Below are 20,616 nucleotides of genomic sequence, written 5' to 3' on the forward strand. Positions count from 1 at the left end.
GCTTGACTTGCAGAGAAGACTTTGCATACATCCGATGATTTATTACACTCATATGGCGAGGGACTAGGGAAAAGTTACGAGGAACCGTAGATGAGCGAATCACCAAAGCCAGACTGGTATCCAGATCCAAGCGGAAACGCAGAGCTGAGGTGGTGGGACGGAACTCAGTGGACGGAACACACCTTCTCTCATCAGGCTCAGCAGCCGCCACAACAGGCGCAACAGCCGCAGGCAGTGCAGCCAGTACAGACCGCGTGGCCGGCGACGGGCGATCCAGCGCAGTACACAGCGAGCACTGCTGTCACAACCACCCCTGACGCTCCCGGAAAACCCAAGAAGAAGACCTGGCTTCTCGTTACCGCCGGTGTCGCAGCGCTCGCCCTCGTGACCACCGCTGCAATCTCAATTCCTGTCATGCTCGGCAATCAGGGCGGTGCCGCTCAAACCGAAGCCGTAGTGATCAACGGGATCAAATACATGCCACCCGTCGAAGTAGACGTGTCGCGCGACAAAGCGTTCAAGGTTGACGCGAATGTAGATCTTCTTGACCTGAGTACCGAGCTTGAGGCTGCCGGCGAACCCGTAACCTATAGCCACGGTGTGTTCGACCTTTTCGCCGACCGTGAACTCAATATTCCGGTCGAGGCGTTCGCGTACAGCTCTAAAAACGGCAACCACTATGAGTGGGAAATCTCGCCACTGCAGTCGACTGACAAGGCTTCGGCAGCGACCGGACTCTATAGCGATAGCGATATTTACGAGACCACTTTCTTTGATAAAGAGATCCCCTGGTCGCTGTATTCCGAGTACTGGGTAAAGCAGAGCTACGATGCCGACGGCAAAAAACTTGAGATGCCTGAGGTTACTCGAATCCTGCCGAAATTTAAGCAGGATCAGTTAGATGGCGTACGGGTGTCATTCGCAAAGGGCGCAGAAGATGGCTCTGTGAAAGTCACTTGGGTTGCGCCCGAATACGCTGACAAAAACACCGAATACCTGCTGCTGAAGGCGGCACCGTCATCATTCGGCACCGCTGAAGACGGATGGATGATTGATCGTATTGCCGTACTCAAGGGCGAAACCGAATACGACTCAAGCGATCATCGCCCATTCGACATGACTCAGAATACGGGCCTTGAACTCTTCAGCGGCGATTCAGCCGACGTACAAGAGTACGGTCCCGAAGAAATGTTCCGGGCGACAATGAACACCACCAAGGCTCGCATCGGCGTGATCGTGAAGCACGATGGCAAGTACTCACCGATCGAACTCGTTGAACCAGACTCGGGTGTGCGCGCACAACCGTATGAGCTGGCATCATTCCAGCTGTTCCAAACCCAAGACGAAACCCAGAAGTGGAACGTCGGAGACCTCACCGGTCTAAACACCTGGCTACCGGTAACCACCCTTGACGGTTCCACGCGCACTCTGCAGGTGCAGATCGACCCGGATTCGCTGAACCCCGATATTGTCATTCAAAACTTTGGTGAAGACGGAGGCTTCGTCTACCCCGACGGGGTCGGCATGCGCGGCACGGTACTCGGCACCTCTCTGGAAACGTCGTATGCCTCGTACGTGCCTGCCGGCATGTCGAAGGCTGAATGGATGGAGCAGCTCAAGACCCATATCGTTGCATTCAACGAACGTTCCATAGCCGAGCAAAACAAGACCGGCGGAGTGCTGCTCACCGTTGAAGACGCAGACCACACGATCGATGTGCTTGAGTATCGCAAGCTGCCCGCGGCCGTAAAGACCCCGAAGGTTGACTACGAGGTCTTCGGCACCCACCCGATGGTGGAGCACATTGCCGCGAGCATGATCGCTGGCGAAAAGTCGATCGACGTTTCGAAGTGGAGCAAAGACACAAACGCGCCAAGCCCATACGATGCCTACCGCGAAGCTGTCACCCAGAATCCAATCGTGAACTATGGCCGGCCAGTCGTCGCCATTGATCGTGACCGCATCTTTATCGATTACGTGTTTGATCAAAAAGATCGCGAAGCTGCCATGAAGCTCAGCCACGATAAGGCCGCCGAGATTGCTGCATCGGTCGAGGGCCAAAGCGATACCGACAAGGTGGTTGCGATCAACCAGTGGGTCATCGAAAACACCGAATACGATTTCGACAGCCTTGCCGCCTACGAAGGCAATTCGCTTACGGGCTTCGCTCATCCGATGGGCAAGATTGCCTACGACTCTGAGTTCACCGCTTGGAGCCCAATCGGCGTGTTCCGCGATGGCACCGCTGTTTGCTCGGGTTACGCACAAGCCTTCACCATGATCGCTCGCGAGGCTGGCCTCGAAAGCATCATCGTGGGAGGTGAAGTGATCGATGCCGGGCCTCACGCTTGGAACCGCGTAAAGATTGATGGCACCTGGAAGTCCCTTGACCCAACTTGGAACGACAGCGAAAGCAACCCGAACCAGTACCTCATCATCAATGAGAGTGACTACACGGGCAGTGCTCAGCGCATCGCAGACGAGGGCGATAGCTGGATTCTTGAAGCCAGCAAGTCCAAGTTTGATACTCCATAAGGACTAGCAAACAACACAAAAGGCCGGTAGCTCTTGAGGCTACCGGCCTTTTGTGTGTGCTGCGAGTGGGTGTTGCGCCGTAAACTCGACACCAACTGCGAACTCGACTAGTGCAGGTCTCGCAGCGAGGTAATAATGGTTTCCCGAAGCGAAGCTGGTGCTGGCCCCTCGCAGGCACGCCGCACCGCAACGGTCAGGTTTTCAAACACCTGCTGCTCGTCTCGGCACTCCGAGCACTCCGCGAGGTGTTCCCGAATCGGGCCGCAATCGCCTTCGCGTAACTCGCCTCGAATCAGTTCTTCAAGGTTCGCGCGAGCATGTTCGCATCCGCATCCGCTCATAGTGCTGCCCCTTTCTCTGGAGTCTCAGATCGGCGTTCGGAGGTGGATCCCCCGATGCCCTGTTCACGTGCATAATCGCCAAGCGATTGACGTAGCCTCGAACGGCCACGGTGCAGCCGGCTCATGACCGTGCCTATTGGTCGCTCGACAATGTCGGCGATTTCTTGATAGCTGAAACCTTCGACATCGGCCAGGTAGACCACCATACGAAAATCTTCCGGCAGCGCTGCGAGGGCATCAGTCACTACCCCAGCAGGTGTTCGGTCAATCGCTTCGGCCTCTGCTGAACGCGATGACATAGCAGTTGTTGATTCTGCCCCGCCAAGTTGCCAGTCTTCAAGATCTTCAACCACGCCAAGATACGGCTCCCGCTGTTTCTTGCGGTAGACGTTGATGTAGCTGTTCGTCATGATGCGATACAGCCATGCCTTCAGATTGGTGCCCTCGGCAAAAGTGCCAAACGACGCAAAAGCTTTTGCGAAAGTCTCTTGCACGAGGTCTTGAGCATCTTGCGGGTTGCGCGTCATTTTCATCGCAGCGCCGTAGAGCTGATCGAGGTATGGCAGCGCGTCACGAGTGAACCGCTGCTCAAGCTCGACGCGGTCAGTTGCGTTCGCCTTAGTGGTCACACTACGAAAGCCTACGCGAGTTTCTGGAGCGTTGATTGTGATCGTCTCGGAGCGCCGCGTCTGACGAACGGGTGGTGCCGCAATGCTCACACTGACTCCCTATCTCGTAGTATGACGCGCGCCGCGGTGACGCGCAGCCGGGTCGCAAGCTTGGCCCGGTAGAATCTAGAACAATCAATGCCGCAGTTGTATTCCGTCGGAGGCCCCTCTTCATGCTCGTTGGAAAGATGAACCCTGGTCGAGATGATGAAGATCCGGCAGGCCAGGGTGCTGGTGACGCGCTGCCCCCGCACTGGCAGGCTCCACTCGCGAACCAGCAGCTCACGGCGACTGTGCCGCTGCCCGGCTCAAAATCACTTACCGGTCGTGAACTGATTCTCGCGGCGCTCGCAGACGGCCCAAGCACCCTGCACGCTCCCCTGCACTCACGCGACACCATGCTCATGACCGAGGCACTTCGGGCGCTCGACATCACGATTTCTGCGGTGGATCACCCAGCCAATGCCTTCGGACCAGATCTGCGAATCACCCCGGCCGAAGAATTGATCGGCTCAACCAGTATTGAGTGCGGGCTAGCCGGCACCGTGATGCGTTTTATGCCGGCCGTTGCATCGCTCGCACTCGGCCCGGTCTCGTTTGACGGTGACCCCTACGCGCGAAAACGCCCGATGCGCCCGGTACTTGAAGCGTTGCGCACGCTTGGCGCTGATATTTCTGATGATGGCCGCGGCGCGCTGCCCTTCACTGTGCACGGCACCGGTTCACTCAAGGGCGGGCGGGTTGAACTTGATGCCTCGCTCTCTAGCCAATTTGTCTCAGGGTTGCTGCTTGCGGCTGCACATTTTGAAGAGGGCGTGCACGTGGTGCATACCGGCGAGCGCCTGCCGAGTGTGCCGCACATCGAAATGACACTTGAGTCACTGCGCCGCCGTGGTGTGCAGGCTGAAACTGTAGCTCCCGGCGAGTGGCGTGTGCTGCCGGGAGCGATTCGGGCAATCAACCTCACGATTGAACCGGATCTCTCGAACGCCGCCCCGTTTCTGGCAGCGGCACTGGTGGCCGGCGGCACGGTTTCGGTACCAAATTGGCCGCTTGAAACCACACAGGTTGGCGACCAGTTGCGCTCGTTGTTGCCTGCATTCGGGGCAGAAGTCACGACGTCAGAAAGCGGTGACACACAGACGGTGACGGTACGCGGCACTGGCGTGCTGCGCGGAGCTACCCTGCACGTGCCAGAGGCTGGTGAGCTTGCACCAACACTCATTGGTCTCGCCGCTCTCGCCGCTCACGGCACCGGGAACGGCGACGGTGAGGCAAGCACTATCACTGGAATCGGCCACATTCGCCATCACGAAACCGATCGAATTGCGGCACTCGTGAATGAGATCAACGCTCTGGGTGGCGACGCGAAAGAACTCGAAGATGGGATCGCTGTACAGCCTGCGACACTGCGGGGCGGCACCTGGGGGGCTTACGCCGATCATCGCATGGCTACCACCGGCGCACTGATTGGTCTGCGCGTACCCGAGCTTGAGGTTGACGATATTGAGAGCACTTCAAAAACGCTGCCGCAGTTCACTGAGCTCTGGGAAAACATGCTGAGCGATGGGGTGTCTTAACACATGAGTTGGCTCACCCCAGACGACGATTCCCTCGACGGCCCGTATGCGGAATATGCCGACCACACGGTGCGGCAGCGTCCAAACCCGAAAGCAAATCGGCCGCGCACCAAACGCCGACCAGAGCACGCTGATTCTGTGACTGGCATGATCACCGCGGTTGACCGCGGCCGTTACACAGCGCTGATTCAGGCTGGTGCCGATCCGCTAGACAAAAAAGAACGAACCATCACAGCGGCCAGGGCCCGCGAACTTCGCAAAACCTCGATTGTGATCGGCGACCGGGTTGAACTTGTTGGCGACACGTCTGGGGCCGAAGGCACGCTCTCGCGAATTGTTTCGATCGAAAATCGTCGCACGATGCTGCGGCGCAGTGCCGACGATAGCGACAAAGTAGAGCGCATCATGGTGGCGAACGCAGATCAGATGCTGATTGTGGTTGCGGCGGCGAACCCCGAACCGCGCGTGCGCCTCGTTGATCGTTACCTCGTTGCTGCATATGACGCTGGAATTACGCCACTGATCTGCATGACGAAAGTCGATCAGGCAGACCCCACCGAGTTTCTTGATCATTTTGCTGCCCTCGATGTGCCGGTATTCACCTCAGCGCCTGGGCAGGAACCGATCGCCGAGATCCGCGCGGCCCTCGCCGGCAAGACCACCGTGTTTGTTGGGCACTCGGGCGTTGGTAAATCGACGCTAATCAACGTACTGGTGCCAGATGCGGGGCGTGCCACTGGGCACGTTAACGAGGTCACCGGTCGCGGTCGACACACTTCGTCGTCATCGGTCGCCTACCGCGCGTCAACGCCGGGAGCCGAGGGCGGCGAAAGCGGTTGGGTCATCGATACGCCGGGCGTGCGTTCCTTCGGGCTCGGCCATGTCACGAGCGAGAGCGTCTTGCGTGGTTTCACTGATCTTGCGCCGTTTCTTGACGCCTGTCCTCGTGGCTGCACGCACGAGGCTGGCGCCCCCGATTGTGAGCTTGATCTCGCCATCGCTGATGGCCGACTTGATGCTGCCGGGGCTCGCCGAGTCGAGTCACTCCGCCGCCTTTTGCGTTAGCGGTGCGCTCCCCCATTCGCTATTGCGACGGGGGCTGCGCTCGACGCAAGCTGTCAGGGAACCCCCGATAGGCTGGCAGATATGAGTGATCGTGTAATTCTTGAGGCAGGCCAACAGGCACCAGATTTCTCACTGCAAAACCAGCATGATGAGACAGTAAGACTGAGCGATTTGCGAGGCACTCGGGTGGTGCTTTTCGCCTACCCGGCAGCGATGACCCCAGGGTGCACCACCGAGGCGTGCGACTTCCAGGAGAGCTCGGCTCCGCTGAAGGCCGCCGGGTACACTGTGCTCGGCATCTCGCCAGACACCGTCGAAAAACTGGCTAGTTTCGCAGAACGCGATGGTCTTGGCTACCCGCTGCTGAGCGATCCAGAGCGTGAGACGCTCAGCTCGTACGGCGCATTTGGTGAGAAGAAGAACTACGGCAGAATCGTGCAGGGCGTGATTCGGTCAACTTTCGTGATCGATGCCGAGGGCAAGATTGAACACGCTCTCTACAATGTCAAAGCGACTGGCCATGTGGGTCGTGTGCGCAAGCTACTCAACGTCTAGGGCGCCACAGCCTATACGCTGGGCTGATCCTCGTCTTCAATTTCGTGTGAGTCGAGGGCGAGGATCGGTCGAGCAATAACCGCCGAGAAGAAGCCAACGAGGGCGAGCAGGATCATTCCGAAACCTAGCCAGAATGGGCCGATTAGCAATTGCAGGCAACCTGTGCCGGCAGCGAAAAGCAGCACGTGAATGGTGACCGCAGAGCCGCGCACCCAACTCACACGTGACCGAAGTGACTGCATCAGGGTGATCACAACCCACAACACGCAGATTGCAACAACAACTACGAGGCTGTAGTTTTGAGCCGCCATTTCGGGTGTGTTCAATGCGGCAAGCACCGTTGAAAAAAGTACCCAGATCAGCAAAAACGCTTCAACTGCGAGACAAATCGCCAGTATTGCCCAGGCGGTTTCCGACCGTCGGTGTCTGCTTGGTGAATCGCTCATTTCAGGAACCTTTCGGGTGCGTGAAGAATTAAGTCTTGAATTACTTCATCTTTCATGGAACCATATATCCATATGAGTTCGCGCACGTCGTGGTGGGCATTCTCAGTCCCAAACGACAACCGCCGCGCGAATCGGGCTACCAGCCAGATCTAAGTTTATCGCGCGCGCAAACCATCACACAGGAGGAATCACATGGATTGGCGCGAGCAGGCTGCATGTCTGACCGTTGACCCGGAGCTCTTTTTCCCGGTAGGCAACACCGGTCCGGCTGTCGACCAGATTGAGCGCGCAAAGGCCGTGTGTGCACGTTGCACCGTCACCGAGATGTGCCTTCAGTACGCGATGGACACCGGCCAGGATTCTGGCGTTTGGGGTGGCCTGAGCGAAGATGAGCGCCGCGCGCTTAAGCGCCGCGCAGCCCGCGCCCGCCGCGCGAGCTAACTCGCAACACGACTTGCAAAAGAGCCCGGACCGCTTGGTCCGGGCTCTTTTTTGCTCTCTATCCGCCAGAGGTCCACATCGAGCGGCTCCCAGCAAGCAATTTGACGCACGTTTAGGCGAATAACACACATGAACCCGATACTGCTGGCGAAAGTCGCTCATATCGCGTTCTAGAGTGGCTGAGAGCAAAAGAACCCCGCAAATCATCATGCAGATGAAATGCGGGGTTCTTTCGCTCAACTATTAGTCGGTGCCAGAGTCAAAGGCAGCCGAGAGCCCAAGCTCGTCAGCATCTTCGTCGATACCGCCAACTGCATCAGCAATTTCGGCAGCGCCACCGCGCTCAAGCTCACCAACAAGTTCAGCGGTCGCGCCACCAACAAGACCGATTGCCGCGTAGTGCTCAAGACGCTGACGCGAATCAGCAATGTCAAGGTTACGCATGGTCAGCTGGCCGATACGATCCTCTGGACCAAACGCAGCACCAACCGTGCGCTCCATCGAAAGCTTCTCTGGGTGGTAACTCAGGTTCGGGCCCGTGGTGTTCAAGATGGTGTAATCATCACCGCGACGCAGGCGAAGGGTCACCTCACCGGTGATAGCGGAGCCCACCCAGCGCTGCAGCGCCTCGCGCAGCATCAGCGACTGAGGATCAAGCCAGCGACCTTCGTACATCAGACGGCCAAGCTTGCGACCATCGTTGTGGTACGAGGCAAGGGTATCTTCGTTGTGAATCGCGTTGACCAGGCGTTCGTAGGTAATGTGCAGCAATGCCATACCAGGAGCCTCGTAAATACCGCGCGACTTCGCCTCGATAATACGGTTCTCGATCTGGTCACTCACGCCAAGGCCGTGGCGGCCACCGATTTCGTTCGCAGCAAATACAAGCTCAACCGGGTTTGAATACTCGACGCCGTTGATGGCAACCGGGCGACCCGCTTCGAAACGAACCGAAACCTCTTCAGTCGCCACCTCGACGTCTTCACGCCACGCAGCAACACCCATGATCGGTTCAACAATGTCGAGACCAGCGTTCAAGAACTCAAGCGTCTTGGCCTCGTGCGTTGCACCCCAAATGTTTGCATCGGTCGAGTAAGCCTTTTCGGTGGCGTCGCGGTATGGGTAGCCGTTTGCGACAAGCCACTCGCTCATCTCGTGGCGGCCACCGAGCTCTTCAACAAACTGGCTGTCGAGCCAAGGCTTGTAGATACGAAGGCTTGGGTTCGCCATCAGGCCGTAGCGGTAGAAACGCTCGATGTCGTTGCCCTTGTAGGTCGAGCCGTCGCCCCAAATGTCGACGCCATCTTCCTTCATCGCACGAACCAGCAAAGTGCCGGTCACAGCGCGACCAAGTGGTGTGGTGTTGAAGTAGGTCTTGCCACCCGAACGCACGTTGAACGCGCCACACTGCAGCGCAACGAGGCCCTCTTCAACCAGCGGAAGCTTCGCGTCTACGTGACGCGCAATCTCGGCGCCGTACTCTTTCGCGCGGTCAGCGACGCCGTCGATATCAGGTTCATCGTACTGACCAATATCGGCGGTATAGGTGCAAGGCACCGCACCCTTCTCACGCATCCATGCAACAGCGCACGAGGTATCGAGGCCGCCGGAAAATGCAATACCGACGCGCTCGCCAATAGGCAGAGAAGACAGAACCTTAGACATAGTTTCTATCCTATTGCCTGAGGGCACTTACTCGTTAAACGAGGCCGGATCCGGTCCGAAGTTTCGCTGTTCGTCCATCGCGTCGATGCTTGCCATTTCGGCGCTCGTCAACTCAAAGTCGAAAACGTCGGCGTTCTCAGCAAGACGCTCTCGGCTTGATGTTTTCGGGAAGACAACGGTGCCGTGCTGCAGATGCCAACGGATGACCACCTGGGCTGGAGTCTTACCGTGCGCTGCAGCGGCAGCAACGGTTTCTGGCCGTTCAAGCAGGTCGCTCTTGCCCTGGCTCAGTGGACCCCATGCCTCAACCGCGATCCCGCGTTCGGCACAGAACGCGCGCAATTCACGGCGCTGGTGCAGCGGATGCAACTCGACCTGGTTTACCGCAGGCACCACACCGGTCTCGGAGATGAGCTCGTTCAAGTGCGCAATCTCAAAGTTTGAGACGCCGATTGAATCGCACTGGTTCGAACCGACGATTTCAACAAGACCACGCCAAGCTCCGACAGCTGTCTTGCGCTGAGGCACCGGCCAGTGCACGAGGTAAAGATCAACTTTCTCAAGCCCGAGGCGATCAAGACTTGCTTCAAACGCACCGTGCGGATCTTCTTGATCGGTGTTCCACAGCTTGGTGGTCACGAAGAGTTCTTCGCGAGGCAATCCGCTTGCGGCGAGCGCACGACCGACAGCTGCTTCGTTGTCGTAGATACGAGCGGTATCAAAATGCCGGTAACCGAGCTCGAGCGCCTCACTGACTACCCGTTCGGTGTCTTCAGCGGGGAGGCGCCACACGCCAAGGCCGAGCTGTGGAATGAGGTTTCCGTCATTCAGTTCCAGAAAAGGGACTGGCAGTTCACCCATTTTGTGCACCTCCGTCAATATATTCGCTTTAGTGTAGCCCCATAATGGAAGGGTTATGCAGGCCACGCCACGAATTGACTTTCCAAAAGACCTCCCCGTTTCGCAAATGCGAGGTGAGATTGAGGCTGCAATTCGCGACCACCAAGTGGTGATTGTTGCCGGCGAGACCGGTTCGGGCAAAACAACCCAGCTGCCAAAAATCGCACTTGCTCTTGGCAGAGAGCGGATCGCCCACACGCAACCGCGCCGAATCGCCGCACGCACCATCGCTGAACGAATCGCCGATGAACTCGGCAGCGAGCTAGGTGGTGTGGTCGGCTATCAGGTGCGATTCACCGACAAAGTTGGTGCAGATACCAAGATTCGACTCATGACCGACGGTATCTTGCTGAACGCCATTCATCGTGATCGCGATCTCAAGCAATACGACACGATCATCATTGATGAGGCCCACGAGCGCTCGCTAAACATTGACTTTCTGCTTGGCTACCTCAAGACCCTGCTGCCTCGTCGCCCCGACCTCAAAGTCATCATCACCTCGGCAACCATCGATCCTGCGTCGTTCGCGAAACACTTTGCAAACGCGAAGGGCGAAGCTGCCCCGGTGATCGAGGTCTCAGGGCGGACGTATCCAGTCGAGCTTCGTTACCGACCGCTCGTTGAAGAAACTGCAATCGAGGATCCGAAAACCAAGCAACTCAAAGTACGCAAAACCGAGCGTGACCTTTTTGATGCGATCGGCGATGCCTGCGGCGAACTGAGCAAAGAAGCTCCGGGCGATGTGCTGGTATTTCTGAGTGGCGAAGCCGAGATTCGCGATGCCGCCGATGCGCTCAACGGCAGGTTTCGAGGTTCGAACAAGCAGACCGAGATTTTGCCCCTCTACGGCCGCTTGAGTGCGGCTGAACAGCATCGAGTGTTTGAGCGGAACAGCAGCGGTGCAAGACGTATTGTGCTTGCCACGAACGTCGCCGAGACGAGCCTCACGGTGCCTGGCATTCGTTACGTTGTCGACGCGGGCACCGCGCGTATCTCTCGATACAGTTCACGCAGCAAAGTGCAGCGATTGCCAATCGAAGCCATCTCGCAGGCAAGCGCGAATCAGCGCTCCGGTCGTTCCGGTCGCACCAGCCCCGGTATCGCGATCAGGCTGTACAGCGAAGAAGACTTCACCAGTCGGCCCGAGTTCACCGAACCCGAGATTCTGCGCACCGGACTCGCCAGCGTTATTTTGCAGATGCTCTCGCTTGGCCTCGGTGAAATCTCCGAGTTCCCATTCCTCACTCCCCCAGACAAACGAGATATTCGCGATGGTCTGGCCCTGCTCGAAGAGCTCGGCGCGGTACGCACCAAGCAGTCGCCACCGCGCATCACCAAGATTGGTCGGGAACTGTCGCGGCTTCCAATCGAACCTCGATTTGCGCGTATGGTGATCGCCTCACGCGAGCACGAGGTCACTGCCCAGGTCGTTGCCATCGTGGCGGGCCTCACAGTGCAAGACGTACGCGAGCGACCAAACGAGCAGCGCGGCAAAGCAGATGAGCTGCACGCACGTTTTGCCGATCCACTCGGCGACCTCATGACGCTCTTGAACCTCTGGAACTACCTGCAGAAACAGCAGCGAGAGCTCTCCTCAAGCGCGTTCAGACGACTCTGCAAAGCTGAGTTTTTGAACTTCTTGCGCGTACGCGAGTGGATGGATCTGTACCGCCAGGTCTCGCGAACAGCAGGCATCAACAGGGGCTCAGAGAAAGCCAGCGAGGGCGGCAACGCGGACGCGATTCATAAGTCTGTGCTCGCTGGCCTGCTCTCACACCTTGGCGTGAGAGATGAACTGCAAGATCGCAGAGCCCCCGGTGGCCGCGGCACCGCAGGTGGCACGCCCAAGCGCAAGCCAGCGCAGGAATATCTCGGCGCACGCGGCACCCGTTTCGCACTGCACCCCGGATCAGTGCTCTCAAAACGACCACCGGAAGTTGTGATGAGCGTCGAGCTCGTCGAAACAAGCCGATTGTTTGCGCGCGGCAATGCTTCGGTTGATCCAGCGTGGGCAGAAGACCTCGCCGGGCCACTCGCCAAACGCCAATTGAGCGAACCACACTGGGAGAAGAAGCAGGGAGCGGCAGTCGCTTACGAGCGGGTCACACTGTATGGCGTCCCGATTGTCGCGCGACGACGCGTACAACTGTCTCGATTTGATCGCGAACAGGCCCGCGAACTGTTCATTCGGCACGCGCTCGTCGAAGGCGATTGGGATTCGCCCCAGGCTTTCGACCGGGCAAACCGGCAATTGCGTCGAGAATTGCAGCAGCTCGAAGAGCGCACCCGACGCCGCGATCTCGTCGGCGATGACGACGCCGTGTTTGAGTTCTACGACGCAAAAATTCCGGCAGATGTGACCAGCACCCGAGATTTCGAAGGCTGGTGGAAGCAAGCTCAGCGCAAGCAGCCCAAACTGCTCACAATGCGTCGCGAAGATTTGCTACAAGACGAGGATCCGAAGGCCGCAAACGAAACAGAGTTTCCCCGCGAATGGCGCCACGGCGATCAGACCTTGAAACTGCGATACCGATTCGAACCGGGTGCAGACGACGACGGCGTAACGGTTGCGGTACCGCTGCCACTGCTCCCCCGGGTGCAGGGTGCAGAATTCGAAAAGCTCGTGCCTGGACTTCGCGAAGAACTGATAACCGCGCTGATTCGCTCTCTGCCAAAAGCAATTCGGAAACACGTAGTGCCCGCCGCGGATTGGGCACGCACCCTGCTGGCCGCAACCGAACCAAAGCTTGAAGCCGGTGCAGGCTCGCTGACCGAGTTGCTGGCAGACGAAATTCGTAGGCGAACAAGCATGCAAGTCACGGCGGCCGACTTTGACACTGAGAAGCTTCCCGCGCACCTCACGCCAACGTTCCGCGTCATTGACTCGCGCGGACGCACAATTGGCAGCGGCAAAAACCTTCGCGAGTTGCAGCACACCCACCGTGATCAAGCAACCAAGGGTGTCGCCCGGGTTGCTCAGGCGGCTCTCCCAAAGAGTGACCTCGAACAGACTGGCCTCACCGCTTGGAGCTTCGGCGATCTGCCGAAGTATGTCGATACTGCATATGCAGGCGGCAGAAGCGGCACCGGCACGGTTCGGGCTTACCCCGCACTTGTCGACCGGCGCACCTCGGTTGAATTGCGCCTAGTGGCTGATGAAGCAGAACAGGCAAGACTCACCAGGCGCGGCATCAGGCGTTTGCTGGTGCTGAGTTCGCCAAGCCCCGCCAGCTATGTGCGCGAGCATCTCTCGAACCAAGAAAAACTGCTGCTGAGCGCGGGCCCCTATCGCTCGCTTGACGACGCGATTGCCGATGTCTCACTGGCTGTCGCGGATCGCGCCATTCGCCAGACCGCGGCAAATGGCCTGGTCTGGTACGCCGCCGATTTTGAGGCCATCGCCAACGACTATGCCAGGGCACTGATTGATGACATCTACGGTGGAATCGCGCTCACTGCTCGGGTACTAAACGAGGCAAGACTCGCGAACAAGTCGATTGAGGCCGCGAAAAGCTTGCACGTGCTGCCGCAAGTGAGCGACGCCAAAACGCAACTGAACGGTCTCGTTTACGGCACCAACGGTGGTGGCGGATTTGTCTCGCACACGGGTCTAGATCGCCTCGAACGAGTGGTCGTTTATTTGCAGGCGATCCAGCTTCGAATGAAGGGTCTTGGCGAGAACCCCGGTCGCGATCGCGCCTGGCAAAACGACATTGATCGCGCGCTTGAGCTGTTCCGCGATGCCGGCGGTGAGATTCCACTTGCCCCCGACGCGTCAGAGCACCTGCAGCGGGCGCGCTGGCTTATCGAGGAATTGCGGGTGAGTCTCTTTGCACAGCAATTGCGCACCGCAGAACCTGTATCACTGCAGCGGGTGCAGAAAGTGATCAGCGGAGCGTAGTTTTTCTACAAAAATTGACCTGCTAAATCAGCAACTTTGGCATTTTTAGTCACCCGCCGGACACTAGACTCCTGTGGTGGGTATTTATCGTGATTTGGCGCGTACGCCGGGAGTCTTCCGCATCCTCCTTTCGCAGCTGACAGCTCGCTTCCCGTGGGGCATGCTGTCGATCACGATGCTGCTGCATATCCAAGCGCTCTACGGCAATTACACCGCCGCTGGCGTTGTGCTCGCTGCGCAGAGCGTCGGTCAGGCAATCGCCGGTCCAATGACGAGTCGAATGATGGGCACCTTTGGCACCCGACGAGTGCTGATCATCACGAGCGCTATTTGCGCAGCTCTGCTAATTCTCGTCGCGGTTACGGTGTTCCCGATCGCGGTCGTCACTGCGCTCGCATTTGTGATTGGCCTAAGCACCCCGCCAGTCACCCCAGCGGTTCGCACGATCTACCCGAAGCTGGTTCCAGGCAATCAGATTTCCGCACTGTTCTCGCTTGATGCTTCGGCTCAAGAGATCATCTGGATCATTGGCCCTGTGGCCGCTGTCTTCATCTCAACCCAGGTGAGCACCGTGTGGGGTCTGCTGATCGCGGCAGCCTTCTTGATCGGTGGCGGCATCTGGTTCATTTCAAGCCCGCAGCTTGGCACCGTGCAGATCCCACCAGCGAGGCAGCGCTTCGGAGCGATCCTCGCTCGCCCTACCGTGCTCGCATCAAGCATTATTGGCTTCTTTTTCGTCGCATCGTTCGCCTCCCTTGAGGCCGGCGTAGTGGGTGCATTCGGTCATGGCGGCATCGAGTCAGGCTTTATCTTGGCGGTGTTCTCGATTGGCTCAATTATTGGCGGCCTGCTGTTTGGCCACCGCGATGTCTCGCCGTGGTCGATGGTGCTGCGAGCAACAATCGTGATGGTTGGCACCGCAATTTGCCTCGTCAGCCTGAACCCCTTCTGGCTCGGCATCATGCTGTTCTTCGCTGGTTTTGGCGTCGCACCGATGTTCGCCGCACTCTTTACCGTGGTGAGTTCCACCGTGCGTTTCTCTGAAACCGCAGAAGCCTATGGCTGGGTAGGCACCGGACAACTCGTCGGAGTTGCCCTCGGCTCGGCGATTGCGGGTGTCGCAATTGACGCCTCAGGTGGCTTCGGTGGCATTCTAGTTTCGGTACTGTTTTTGGTCGCAACAATCATCTCGGCCGGAATCAGTGTTCGCTGGATGCCAGATCTACGCGGAAAAGACGCGAGCCCGATTCCGGACACCGCACCAATCCAGCTGCCGCACAAGGGATAGGCCCCACAAGAGCCTTATTTCGAGGCGCAATCGCTACGGATTTCGTAGCAAACCACCACTTTTATTAACGAAATCATCCGCGCCTGAGCAACAGGTGCGACTTTTCCGAAATAATGGAGTGTTCGGGTTCAATGTGTCAGACTGACTCTTGCACCCCAACAACGAAGTTCACCTAAAGAGGAGTGATCTACTTATGGGCAAGTACGCCGTCATCAACCCGGCAACCGGTGAAACCATCAAGGAATACCCGGATGCGACCGCAGCTGACATCGAAGCTGCACTCGCCGCGACTCAGCAGGCATACACCGACTGGGCGCGCAAGACTACCGTTGCTGAGCGTGCAGCTCTGGCAATGCGCGCAGCTGAACTCTTCGAAGAGCGTCAGGAAGAACTCGGCGCAATCATCAACCGTGAGATGGGCAAGCCCCTCGACCAGGCCATTGGTGAAGCAGAGTTCTCAGGCGCAATCACCGCAGCCTTCGCAAAGAACGCTGAAAAGTGGCTCGCCGACGAGGAGCTTGAGGTCGAAGACGGCCTGAAGACCTTCTTCCGTTTCCAGGGAATCGGCGTGATCCTCGGCATCATGCCGTGGAACTACCCTTACTACCAGGTTGCACGCTTCGCAGTGCCAAACCTGATTCTTGGTAACACCGTCGTGCTCAAGCACGCCGAGCAGTGCCCAGAATCGGCACTCGCACTCGAGCAGATCTTCCTCGACGCAGGCTTCCCGAAGGGCGCATACGTCAACGTATTCGCAACCCACGACCAGATCTCGACGATCATCGCTGATGACCGCGTACAGGGCATCTCGCTGACCGGTTCGGAGCGCGCTGGCGCTATCGTTGCCGAGCAGGCCGGTCGCCACCTCAAGAAGTGCGTACTCGAGCTCGGCGGCAGCGATGTCTTCCTGGTGCTCGACACCGCAGATCTTGATCACGCAGTTGAGCACGCCGTCGGCGGCCGCATGGAGAACACCGGCCAGGCATGCAACGGCTCGAAGCGAATCGTTGTAATGGACAACATCTACGACGAGTTCAAGGCCAAGTTCGAGGCAGCAATTGCTGCGCAGTCGCTTGAGGCGGGCAACTACGGCCCAATGTCTTCGGCAAAGGCAACCGAGGGCCTCACCGCACAGGTGCAGAGCGCAATCGATCAGGGCGCAGAGGTGCTCGTGGGTAACAACACCCCCGACGGCAACTTCTACACCCCAACCGTGCTCGGTGGCATCACCCCAGAAATGGCCGTGTACAGCCAGGAGCTCTTCGGCCCAGTTGCCCAGCTCTACAAGGTATCGAGCGACGAGGAAGCAATCGACCTCGCAAACAGCTCACCATACGGCCTCGGCTCGGTAGTGATCTGCGATGACCTTGAGCGTGCAGAGCGCGTTGGCAACCAGCTCGATGTTGGCATGGTCTTCATCGGCGGCGCTGGCCTCGAAGGTGCAGACGTACCATTCGGTGGCGTAAAGAAGTCGGGCTACGGCCGTGAGCTCGGCAAGGGCGGCATGCTGGAGTTCGCGAACAAGAAGCTCTTCCGCTTCGCTGGCTAATTCTCGCAGCAACGCAAGAGGGTCCCTGGCATCGCCAGGGACCCTCTTGCGTTTGAGCGTCATCTTGCGCGGGGTGCTCCCCCAGCCGAATGAACGCTAGTCACCAAGCAAACGCAATTGCAGCATTGCCGAGAACCGTTCATCGGCATCGCCAAGACGAATCCCGCCGATTTCGGTTGCTCTGCGCAAGCGGTAGCGGAAGGTATTCGGGTGAACATACAGCGCGCTTGCCGCCTGGCCAACATCACCGAAGTGATCAAACCAAGCACGAAGTGTTTCAACGAGGTGACCCTTGTGCTTCAAATCATGGGCACGCAGCACCGCGATCGGGCCGCTAATCTCGTCACCGCGAACCGTCATCAGCTCTTTCAATTCGAGCGTAAGCACCTGGGCATGCACGTCTGAGAGGCGCGCGACCCGCGGAGCGTTCGCAGCGGCTGCCGCATCGAGCATACGAGCCGGCAACGCACTCAAAACTCGTCGCACTGTCTCGCGTGACTTCGCGAGACTCGTGAGGTCTTCGGCAATCGGACCCACCGCAATCGAAGCAGTGGTGCGGCCGCCGATGCGGTCGAGAAAGTCTTCCATGGTTTGCACAGCGCGATCACCGTGCAGGTCATTGGGCGAGGGCAGAATACCGAACACGGTATCGCCGAGTAGCGCAACAGCGGATCCGGGACGCAGAGCAGATAGATGCACCGCAAAAGCGTCAGCGAATCGCTCCCGCTCAGCGGTAAGGCCCTGCTCGTCGAGTTCAGCGCCACGCTCCGGATCAGCAGTCACCACCGCCGCCACGACACACACCGCCTGACCAGCAAGGTTGAGACGTGCCAAAGCTTCGCGCGCTCCGGTGCCACCCTCGAGTGCGGTGCTCACCAGCTCGGTGCGCAGTCTGCGCTGCACGTCGGCGCCAGCCCGCACCCGCAGCAAGTGCAGAGCAACCAGTTTCGCGGCGTCTTTGAGAGTCTCGGTGCGTTCCCTCGTGAGCGGGCCGTCCATCGCGGCCCAAATTGAGCCAAGCACTTCGTCGCCAGCGCGAACACCAATGGCGACTCGCTGAGTCGTCGATTCATCGCCAAGATCGATTTCTTCAACCAGAACCGGATCAACGCTCCGATATAGGTCTCGAAACACGCCACGTTCTGTCAGGGTCTGCAAGTATCTCGCTGGCACCCTGCGGCCAATAATCGTTTCGGCTCGACCCGGGTCGGCTGCTTCCTGCCCTTCTGAGAACGCGAGCACTCGCGAGGAGCGATCCTCGATCGTCACCGGGGCAATAAGCAGCGAAGAAATGGCATTGGCGACGGCGAAAAGATCGCCGGACGGAATGCCGCCGATTGAATCGACGCGCGCCTCACCAAAGTCATCTTCAGCCAGCAACACACGGAGCAGAGCGGCAAGCTGAGTCCAGGTGGCACCACGTGCCAGGCCCAGCAACACAATGTTGTTTGCATCGAGTGCGAGGCGCGCTTCGTCGTCTAGCTCGATGGGCGATCGCACCACGATCGCTGCTGGCGTCTCACGCGCAAGCCGATCAATCATGGCGAGCAGCGCTTCGCTATCGTGCACCCCTACCCCGAGCACAATTGCGTGCTCGGGGTAGATGGGCTCGTCAACGGCGTCATAGATCATGACACCGCCAATATTCTGAGTGTCACCGACACGGCCGTGAGTAATCTCAAGCAGCGTCATGCCAAGGTCATCAAGTACCCTGCCAAGGCTGAATCTGGTAAACCTTGGCTCTTGGGCAGCACTCATGAATGGAAGCATATCGCTACAGCGTGACCCACTCGACCGAGGTCGTGAACTCTTCAAGCAGTTCAGGAATCGGTGCGACGCCGAGACCGGGGCCGGTAGGCACGGTCAGGTGTCCGTCTTCCATCACCCAAGGCTCGGTGATGTCGGTCTTGTAGAAACGATCGCTTGCCGATACGTCACCCGGCAGGGTGAAACCTGGCAGCGACGCGAGCGCAATGTTTGCGGCGCGACCGAGGCCGGTTTCGAGCATGCCACCGCACCACACTGGAATACCAGCTGCTGCTGCGAGGTCGTGAATACGGCGGGCTTCGAGGTATCCACCAACGCGGCCTGGCTTGATGTTGATGACGCTGGTTGCGCCGAGGCGAATCGCGGCTGCCGCAGTCTGAGCCGAAGTCACTGACTCGTCAAGGCAGATTGGAGTCTTCAGCATTTTGGCGAGGTCAGCGTGGCCGACGATGTCTTCTTCTTCAAGTGGCTGCTCGATCAGCAGCAGGTCGAAGTCATCAAGCTTTGCGAGGTGGCGTGCGTCACGCAGTGTGTAAGCAGTGTTCGCGTCAACCTGCAGCAGCACCTCATCACCGAAACGTTCGCGTACCGCGCGCACTGCCTCGATGTCCCAGCCCGGTTCGATCTTGAGCTTGATGCGAACGTAGCCCTCATCAATGTATCCGCCAACAGCGTCGAGTAGCTCAGGGATCGAATCCATGATGCCAACCGAGACACCGCACGGCACGCGCTCGTTCACCGACCCGAGCTCACGCGCGAACGAACGGCCCTCGGTGCGCAGCTCTGCGTCGAGGATCGCGGTCTCGATTACGGCCTTCGCCATTGGATGACCCTTGTACTTATGCAGCGCCGGTGCCACATCAGTCGCAGTCTTCACACCCGCAACACCCGGAATGAAGTAGCGCTTGAGCATGTCGACTGCGCCCTCGGTGTACTCGGGTGAGTAGACCGGCTGCGGCAGTGATACGCACTCGCCCCAACCCTCAGCGCCATCGGTGATGGCTTTCACCAGCAGAATGTCACGCGAAGTCTGCGTGCCAAACGAGGTTCGGAACGGGGTGACAATCGGCAGCGCGATGCGGCGCAGCTCGAAGCCTTCAATCTTCATGGTTATTTCTCTCCCTTTTCTGAAGTTTGATCCAAGATGTATCCGGCGCCGCGGGTGAAGCCTACGATTCGCTCCCCGCCTGCCAGACGGGCGCCGAGTTCTTGGCGAACCTGCTGACGCCACTCGCGGGCTTTTTCAGGGTCTGCGATTCGAAGCGTCTCGATGTCGTCTGGCACTGCGACCACACCGCTGCCGTCGATCATTGCAAGTCGGGTGCCTTCGGCGAGCAGTGCAGCCACGGCTGGGTCGCGCAGGTGCCAGCGAACAAGCAGTCGATCGCTTGAATCTCCGGCGTTAATCGCATCGGACATTGGCCCATAAAAGTTTTCGAGGTATTCAACTGGCACAGCACCAAGCTTTTGAATGTTGAAGTTCGCGTTTCGAGAGATCAGCGGATCAAAGGTCCACTCGATGCGCTCGATGCCGCGGCCAAGTGCCCACGCTCGCTGGTGCAGTTTCAGCGCATAGCCGATTGAGTTGCCGATCAACTGTGGCTGCACGCCCGAGATGTGGCTGTGCAATGTCAATCGTTCAGGGCTTGAGTGCAGGCCGAGCGATGCGCCGACCAGTTCACCGTTCACAAACGCGCCGCTGATGTAGTTGCCAGTTTTTCCAAGGACTCGCAGAAAGTCTTTTGGAAGCACGGAGTTGTCTTGGCCACGACCCCAGATTCGGTTGAGCAGGTCAAGCACCTGCACCTCTTCGGCGCTCCCCTGCATCTCGCGAATCGTCGCTGAAGATAGTTCAGCGGCGCGTTCTGCATCAATAATCGCTTGTTGCAGCATTGCGTCTTCGGTCATGTGAGCT

The 20,616-nt window shown here is 58.5% G+C and carries 16 protein-coding genes; 8 read left to right on the top strand and 8 right to left on the bottom strand.

What is annotated here, in order from left to right:
* Nucleotides 1-90 precede the first annotated feature (90 nt).
* Complete coding sequence (locus QBL02_RS00795) at nucleotides 91-2,535, top strand: transglutaminase domain-containing protein (RefSeq protein ID WP_282724445.1); 2,445 nt, start codon at nucleotides 91-93, stop codon at nucleotides 2,533-2,535.
* Between the two features lie 107 nt (nucleotides 2,536-2,642).
* Here QBL02_RS00795 and QBL02_RS00800 read toward each other — a convergent pair whose 3' ends face one another.
* Together QBL02_RS00800 and QBL02_RS00805 are read right to left on the bottom strand one after the other, a co-directional pair.
* Nucleotides 2,643-2,876 (bottom strand): zf-HC2 domain-containing protein, encoded by a 234-nt coding sequence (locus QBL02_RS00800; RefSeq protein WP_282724446.1) that lies wholly within the window; start codon nucleotides 2,874-2,876, stop codon nucleotides 2,643-2,645.
* Nucleotides 2,873-3,505 carry a sigma-70 family RNA polymerase sigma factor gene (locus QBL02_RS00805; protein WP_282724447.1) on the bottom strand — a complete coding sequence of 211 codons (633 nt, stop codon included), beginning with the start codon at nucleotides 3,503-3,505 and terminating at the stop codon, nucleotides 2,873-2,875. Before QBL02_RS00805 ends, QBL02_RS00800 begins: the two co-directional genes overlap by 4 nt.
* Before the next feature lie 212 nt (nucleotides 3,506-3,717).
* Between QBL02_RS00805 and aroA the strand changes: the two genes are divergently transcribed.
* The 3 genes from aroA to bcp all read left to right on the top strand — a co-directional run bounded on the left by aroA (nucleotide 3,718) and on the right by bcp (nucleotide 6,744).
* The gene (aroA, locus tag QBL02_RS00810) at nucleotides 3,718-5,124 is read left to right on the top strand and encodes a 3-phosphoshikimate 1-carboxyvinyltransferase (protein WP_282724448.1); all 1,407 of its coding nucleotides are present in this window, start codon (nucleotides 3,718-3,720) and stop codon (nucleotides 5,122-5,124) included.
* Between the two features lie 3 nt (nucleotides 5,125-5,127).
* Nucleotides 5,128-6,189: a ribosome small subunit-dependent GTPase A gene (gene rsgA / locus QBL02_RS00815; protein ID WP_282724449.1), complete on the top strand. Its 1,062-nt coding sequence runs from the start codon at nucleotides 5,128-5,130 to the stop codon at nucleotides 6,187-6,189.
* Between the two features lie 81 nt (nucleotides 6,190-6,270).
* Nucleotides 6,271-6,744, top strand: a complete 474-nt coding sequence (gene bcp / locus QBL02_RS00820) for a thioredoxin-dependent thiol peroxidase (protein ID WP_282724450.1) — start codon at nucleotides 6,271-6,273, stop codon at nucleotides 6,742-6,744.
* 11 nt (nucleotides 6,745-6,755) lie between these two features.
* On the opposite strand, the gene QBL02_RS00825 is transcribed toward bcp, so the two are convergent.
* Nucleotides 6,756-7,190 (bottom strand): hypothetical protein, encoded by a 435-nt coding sequence (locus QBL02_RS00825; RefSeq protein ID WP_282724451.1) that lies wholly within the window; start codon nucleotides 7,188-7,190, stop codon nucleotides 6,756-6,758.
* A 192-nt stretch (nucleotides 7,191-7,382) separates the two neighbouring features.
* Here QBL02_RS00825 and QBL02_RS00830 point away from each other — a divergent pair, with 192 nt between their 5' ends.
* On the top strand, nucleotides 7,383-7,631 hold the full coding sequence (locus tag QBL02_RS00830; RefSeq protein ID WP_282724452.1) for a WhiB family transcriptional regulator: 249 nt from the start codon (nucleotides 7,383-7,385) through the stop codon (nucleotides 7,629-7,631).
* A 243-nt stretch (nucleotides 7,632-7,874) separates the two neighbouring features.
* Here QBL02_RS00830 and argG read toward each other — a convergent pair whose 3' ends face one another.
* The gene (gene argG / locus QBL02_RS00835) at nucleotides 7,875-9,296 is read right to left on the bottom strand and encodes an argininosuccinate synthase (RefSeq protein ID WP_282724453.1); all 1,422 of its coding nucleotides are present in this window, start codon (nucleotides 9,294-9,296) and stop codon (nucleotides 7,875-7,877) included.
* 27 nt (nucleotides 9,297-9,323) lie between these two features.
* Nucleotides 9,324-10,157, bottom strand: coding sequence for an aldo/keto reductase (locus QBL02_RS00840; protein ID WP_282724454.1), 834 nt, complete (start codon nucleotides 10,155-10,157; stop codon nucleotides 9,324-9,326).
* Between the two features lie 55 nt (nucleotides 10,158-10,212).
* Between QBL02_RS00840 and hrpA the strand changes: the two genes are divergently transcribed.
* The 3 genes from hrpA (at nucleotide 10,213) to QBL02_RS00855 (ending at nucleotide 16,934) form a co-directional block, all read left to right on the top strand.
* On the top strand, nucleotides 10,213-14,097 hold the full coding sequence (gene hrpA, locus QBL02_RS00845; protein ID WP_282724455.1) for an ATP-dependent RNA helicase HrpA: 3,885 nt from the start codon (nucleotides 10,213-10,215) through the stop codon (nucleotides 14,095-14,097).
* 76 nt (nucleotides 14,098-14,173) lie between these two features.
* The gene (locus QBL02_RS00850) at nucleotides 14,174-15,385 is read left to right on the top strand and encodes an MFS transporter (protein WP_282724456.1); all 1,212 of its coding nucleotides are present in this window, start codon (nucleotides 14,174-14,176) and stop codon (nucleotides 15,383-15,385) included.
* A gap of 193 nt (nucleotides 15,386-15,578) precedes the next feature.
* Nucleotides 15,579-16,934, top strand: a complete 1,356-nt coding sequence (locus tag QBL02_RS00855) for an NAD-dependent succinate-semialdehyde dehydrogenase (RefSeq protein WP_282724457.1) — start codon at nucleotides 15,579-15,581, stop codon at nucleotides 16,932-16,934.
* A gap of 96 nt (nucleotides 16,935-17,030) precedes the next feature.
* On the opposite strand, the gene QBL02_RS00860 is transcribed toward QBL02_RS00855, so the two are convergent.
* The 3 genes from QBL02_RS00860 to QBL02_RS00870 are packed head-to-tail and all read right to left on the bottom strand — an operon-like array spanning nucleotide 17,031 to nucleotide 20,609.
* Nucleotides 17,031-18,692, bottom strand: coding sequence for a helix-turn-helix domain-containing protein (locus QBL02_RS00860; protein WP_282724458.1), 1,662 nt, complete (start codon nucleotides 18,690-18,692; stop codon nucleotides 17,031-17,033).
* A gap of 16 nt (nucleotides 18,693-18,708) precedes the next feature.
* Nucleotides 18,709-19,809 (bottom strand): o-succinylbenzoate synthase, encoded by a 1,101-nt coding sequence (gene menC / locus QBL02_RS00865; RefSeq protein WP_282724459.1) that lies wholly within the window; start codon nucleotides 19,807-19,809, stop codon nucleotides 18,709-18,711.
* A 2-nt stretch (nucleotides 19,810-19,811) separates the two neighbouring features.
* Nucleotides 19,812-20,609, bottom strand: coding sequence for a GNAT family N-acetyltransferase (locus QBL02_RS00870; protein WP_282724460.1), 798 nt, complete (start codon nucleotides 20,607-20,609; stop codon nucleotides 19,812-19,814).
* Nucleotides 20,610-20,616: the final 7 nt, after the last annotated feature.

The sequence above is a fragment of the Leucobacter sp. UT-8R-CII-1-4 genome, from assembly GCF_030010235.1.
Taxonomy (GTDB): Bacteria; Actinomycetota; Actinomycetes; order Actinomycetales; family Microbacteriaceae; genus Leucobacter.

Excerpts from the sequence above, each read along its gene's own strand:
- QBL02_RS00795 (WP_282724445.1), top strand. The coding sequence starts at position 91 with ATGAGCGAATCACCAAAGCCAGACTGGTATCCAGATCCAAGCGGAAAC.
- QBL02_RS00800 (WP_282724446.1), bottom strand. The coding sequence starts at position 2,876 with ATGAGCGGATGCGGATGCGAACATGCTCGCGCGAACCTTGAAGAACTG.
- aroA (WP_282724448.1), top strand. The coding sequence starts at position 3,718 with ATGCTCGTTGGAAAGATGAACCCTGGTCGAGATGATGAAGATCCGGCA.
- rsgA (WP_282724449.1), top strand. The coding sequence starts at position 5,128 with ATGAGTTGGCTCACCCCAGACGACGATTCCCTCGACGGCCCGTATGCG.
- bcp (WP_282724450.1), top strand. The coding sequence starts at position 6,271 with ATGAGTGATCGTGTAATTCTTGAGGCAGGCCAACAGGCACCAGATTTC.
- QBL02_RS00825 (WP_282724451.1), bottom strand. The coding sequence starts at position 7,190 with ATGAGCGATTCACCAAGCAGACACCGACGGTCGGAAACCGCCTGGGCA.
- QBL02_RS00830 (WP_282724452.1), top strand. The coding sequence starts at position 7,383 with ATGGATTGGCGCGAGCAGGCTGCATGTCTGACCGTTGACCCGGAGCTC.
- argG (WP_282724453.1), bottom strand. The coding sequence starts at position 9,296 with ATGTCTAAGGTTCTGTCTTCTCTGCCTATTGGCGAGCGCGTCGGTATT.
- QBL02_RS00840 (WP_282724454.1), bottom strand. The coding sequence starts at position 10,157 with ATGGGTGAACTGCCAGTCCCTTTTCTGGAACTGAATGACGGAAACCTC.
- hrpA (WP_282724455.1), top strand. The coding sequence starts at position 10,213 with ATGCAGGCCACGCCACGAATTGACTTTCCAAAAGACCTCCCCGTTTCG.
- QBL02_RS00855 (WP_282724457.1), top strand. The coding sequence starts at position 15,579 with ATGGGCAAGTACGCCGTCATCAACCCGGCAACCGGTGAAACCATCAAG.
- QBL02_RS00860 (WP_282724458.1), bottom strand. The coding sequence starts at position 18,692 with ATGAGTGCTGCCCAAGAGCCAAGGTTTACCAGATTCAGCCTTGGCAGG.
- menC (WP_282724459.1), bottom strand. The coding sequence starts at position 19,809 with ATGAAGATTGAAGGCTTCGAGCTGCGCCGCATCGCGCTGCCGATTGTC.
- QBL02_RS00870 (WP_282724460.1), bottom strand. The coding sequence starts at position 20,609 with ATGACCGAAGACGCAATGCTGCAACAAGCGATTATTGATGCAGAACGC.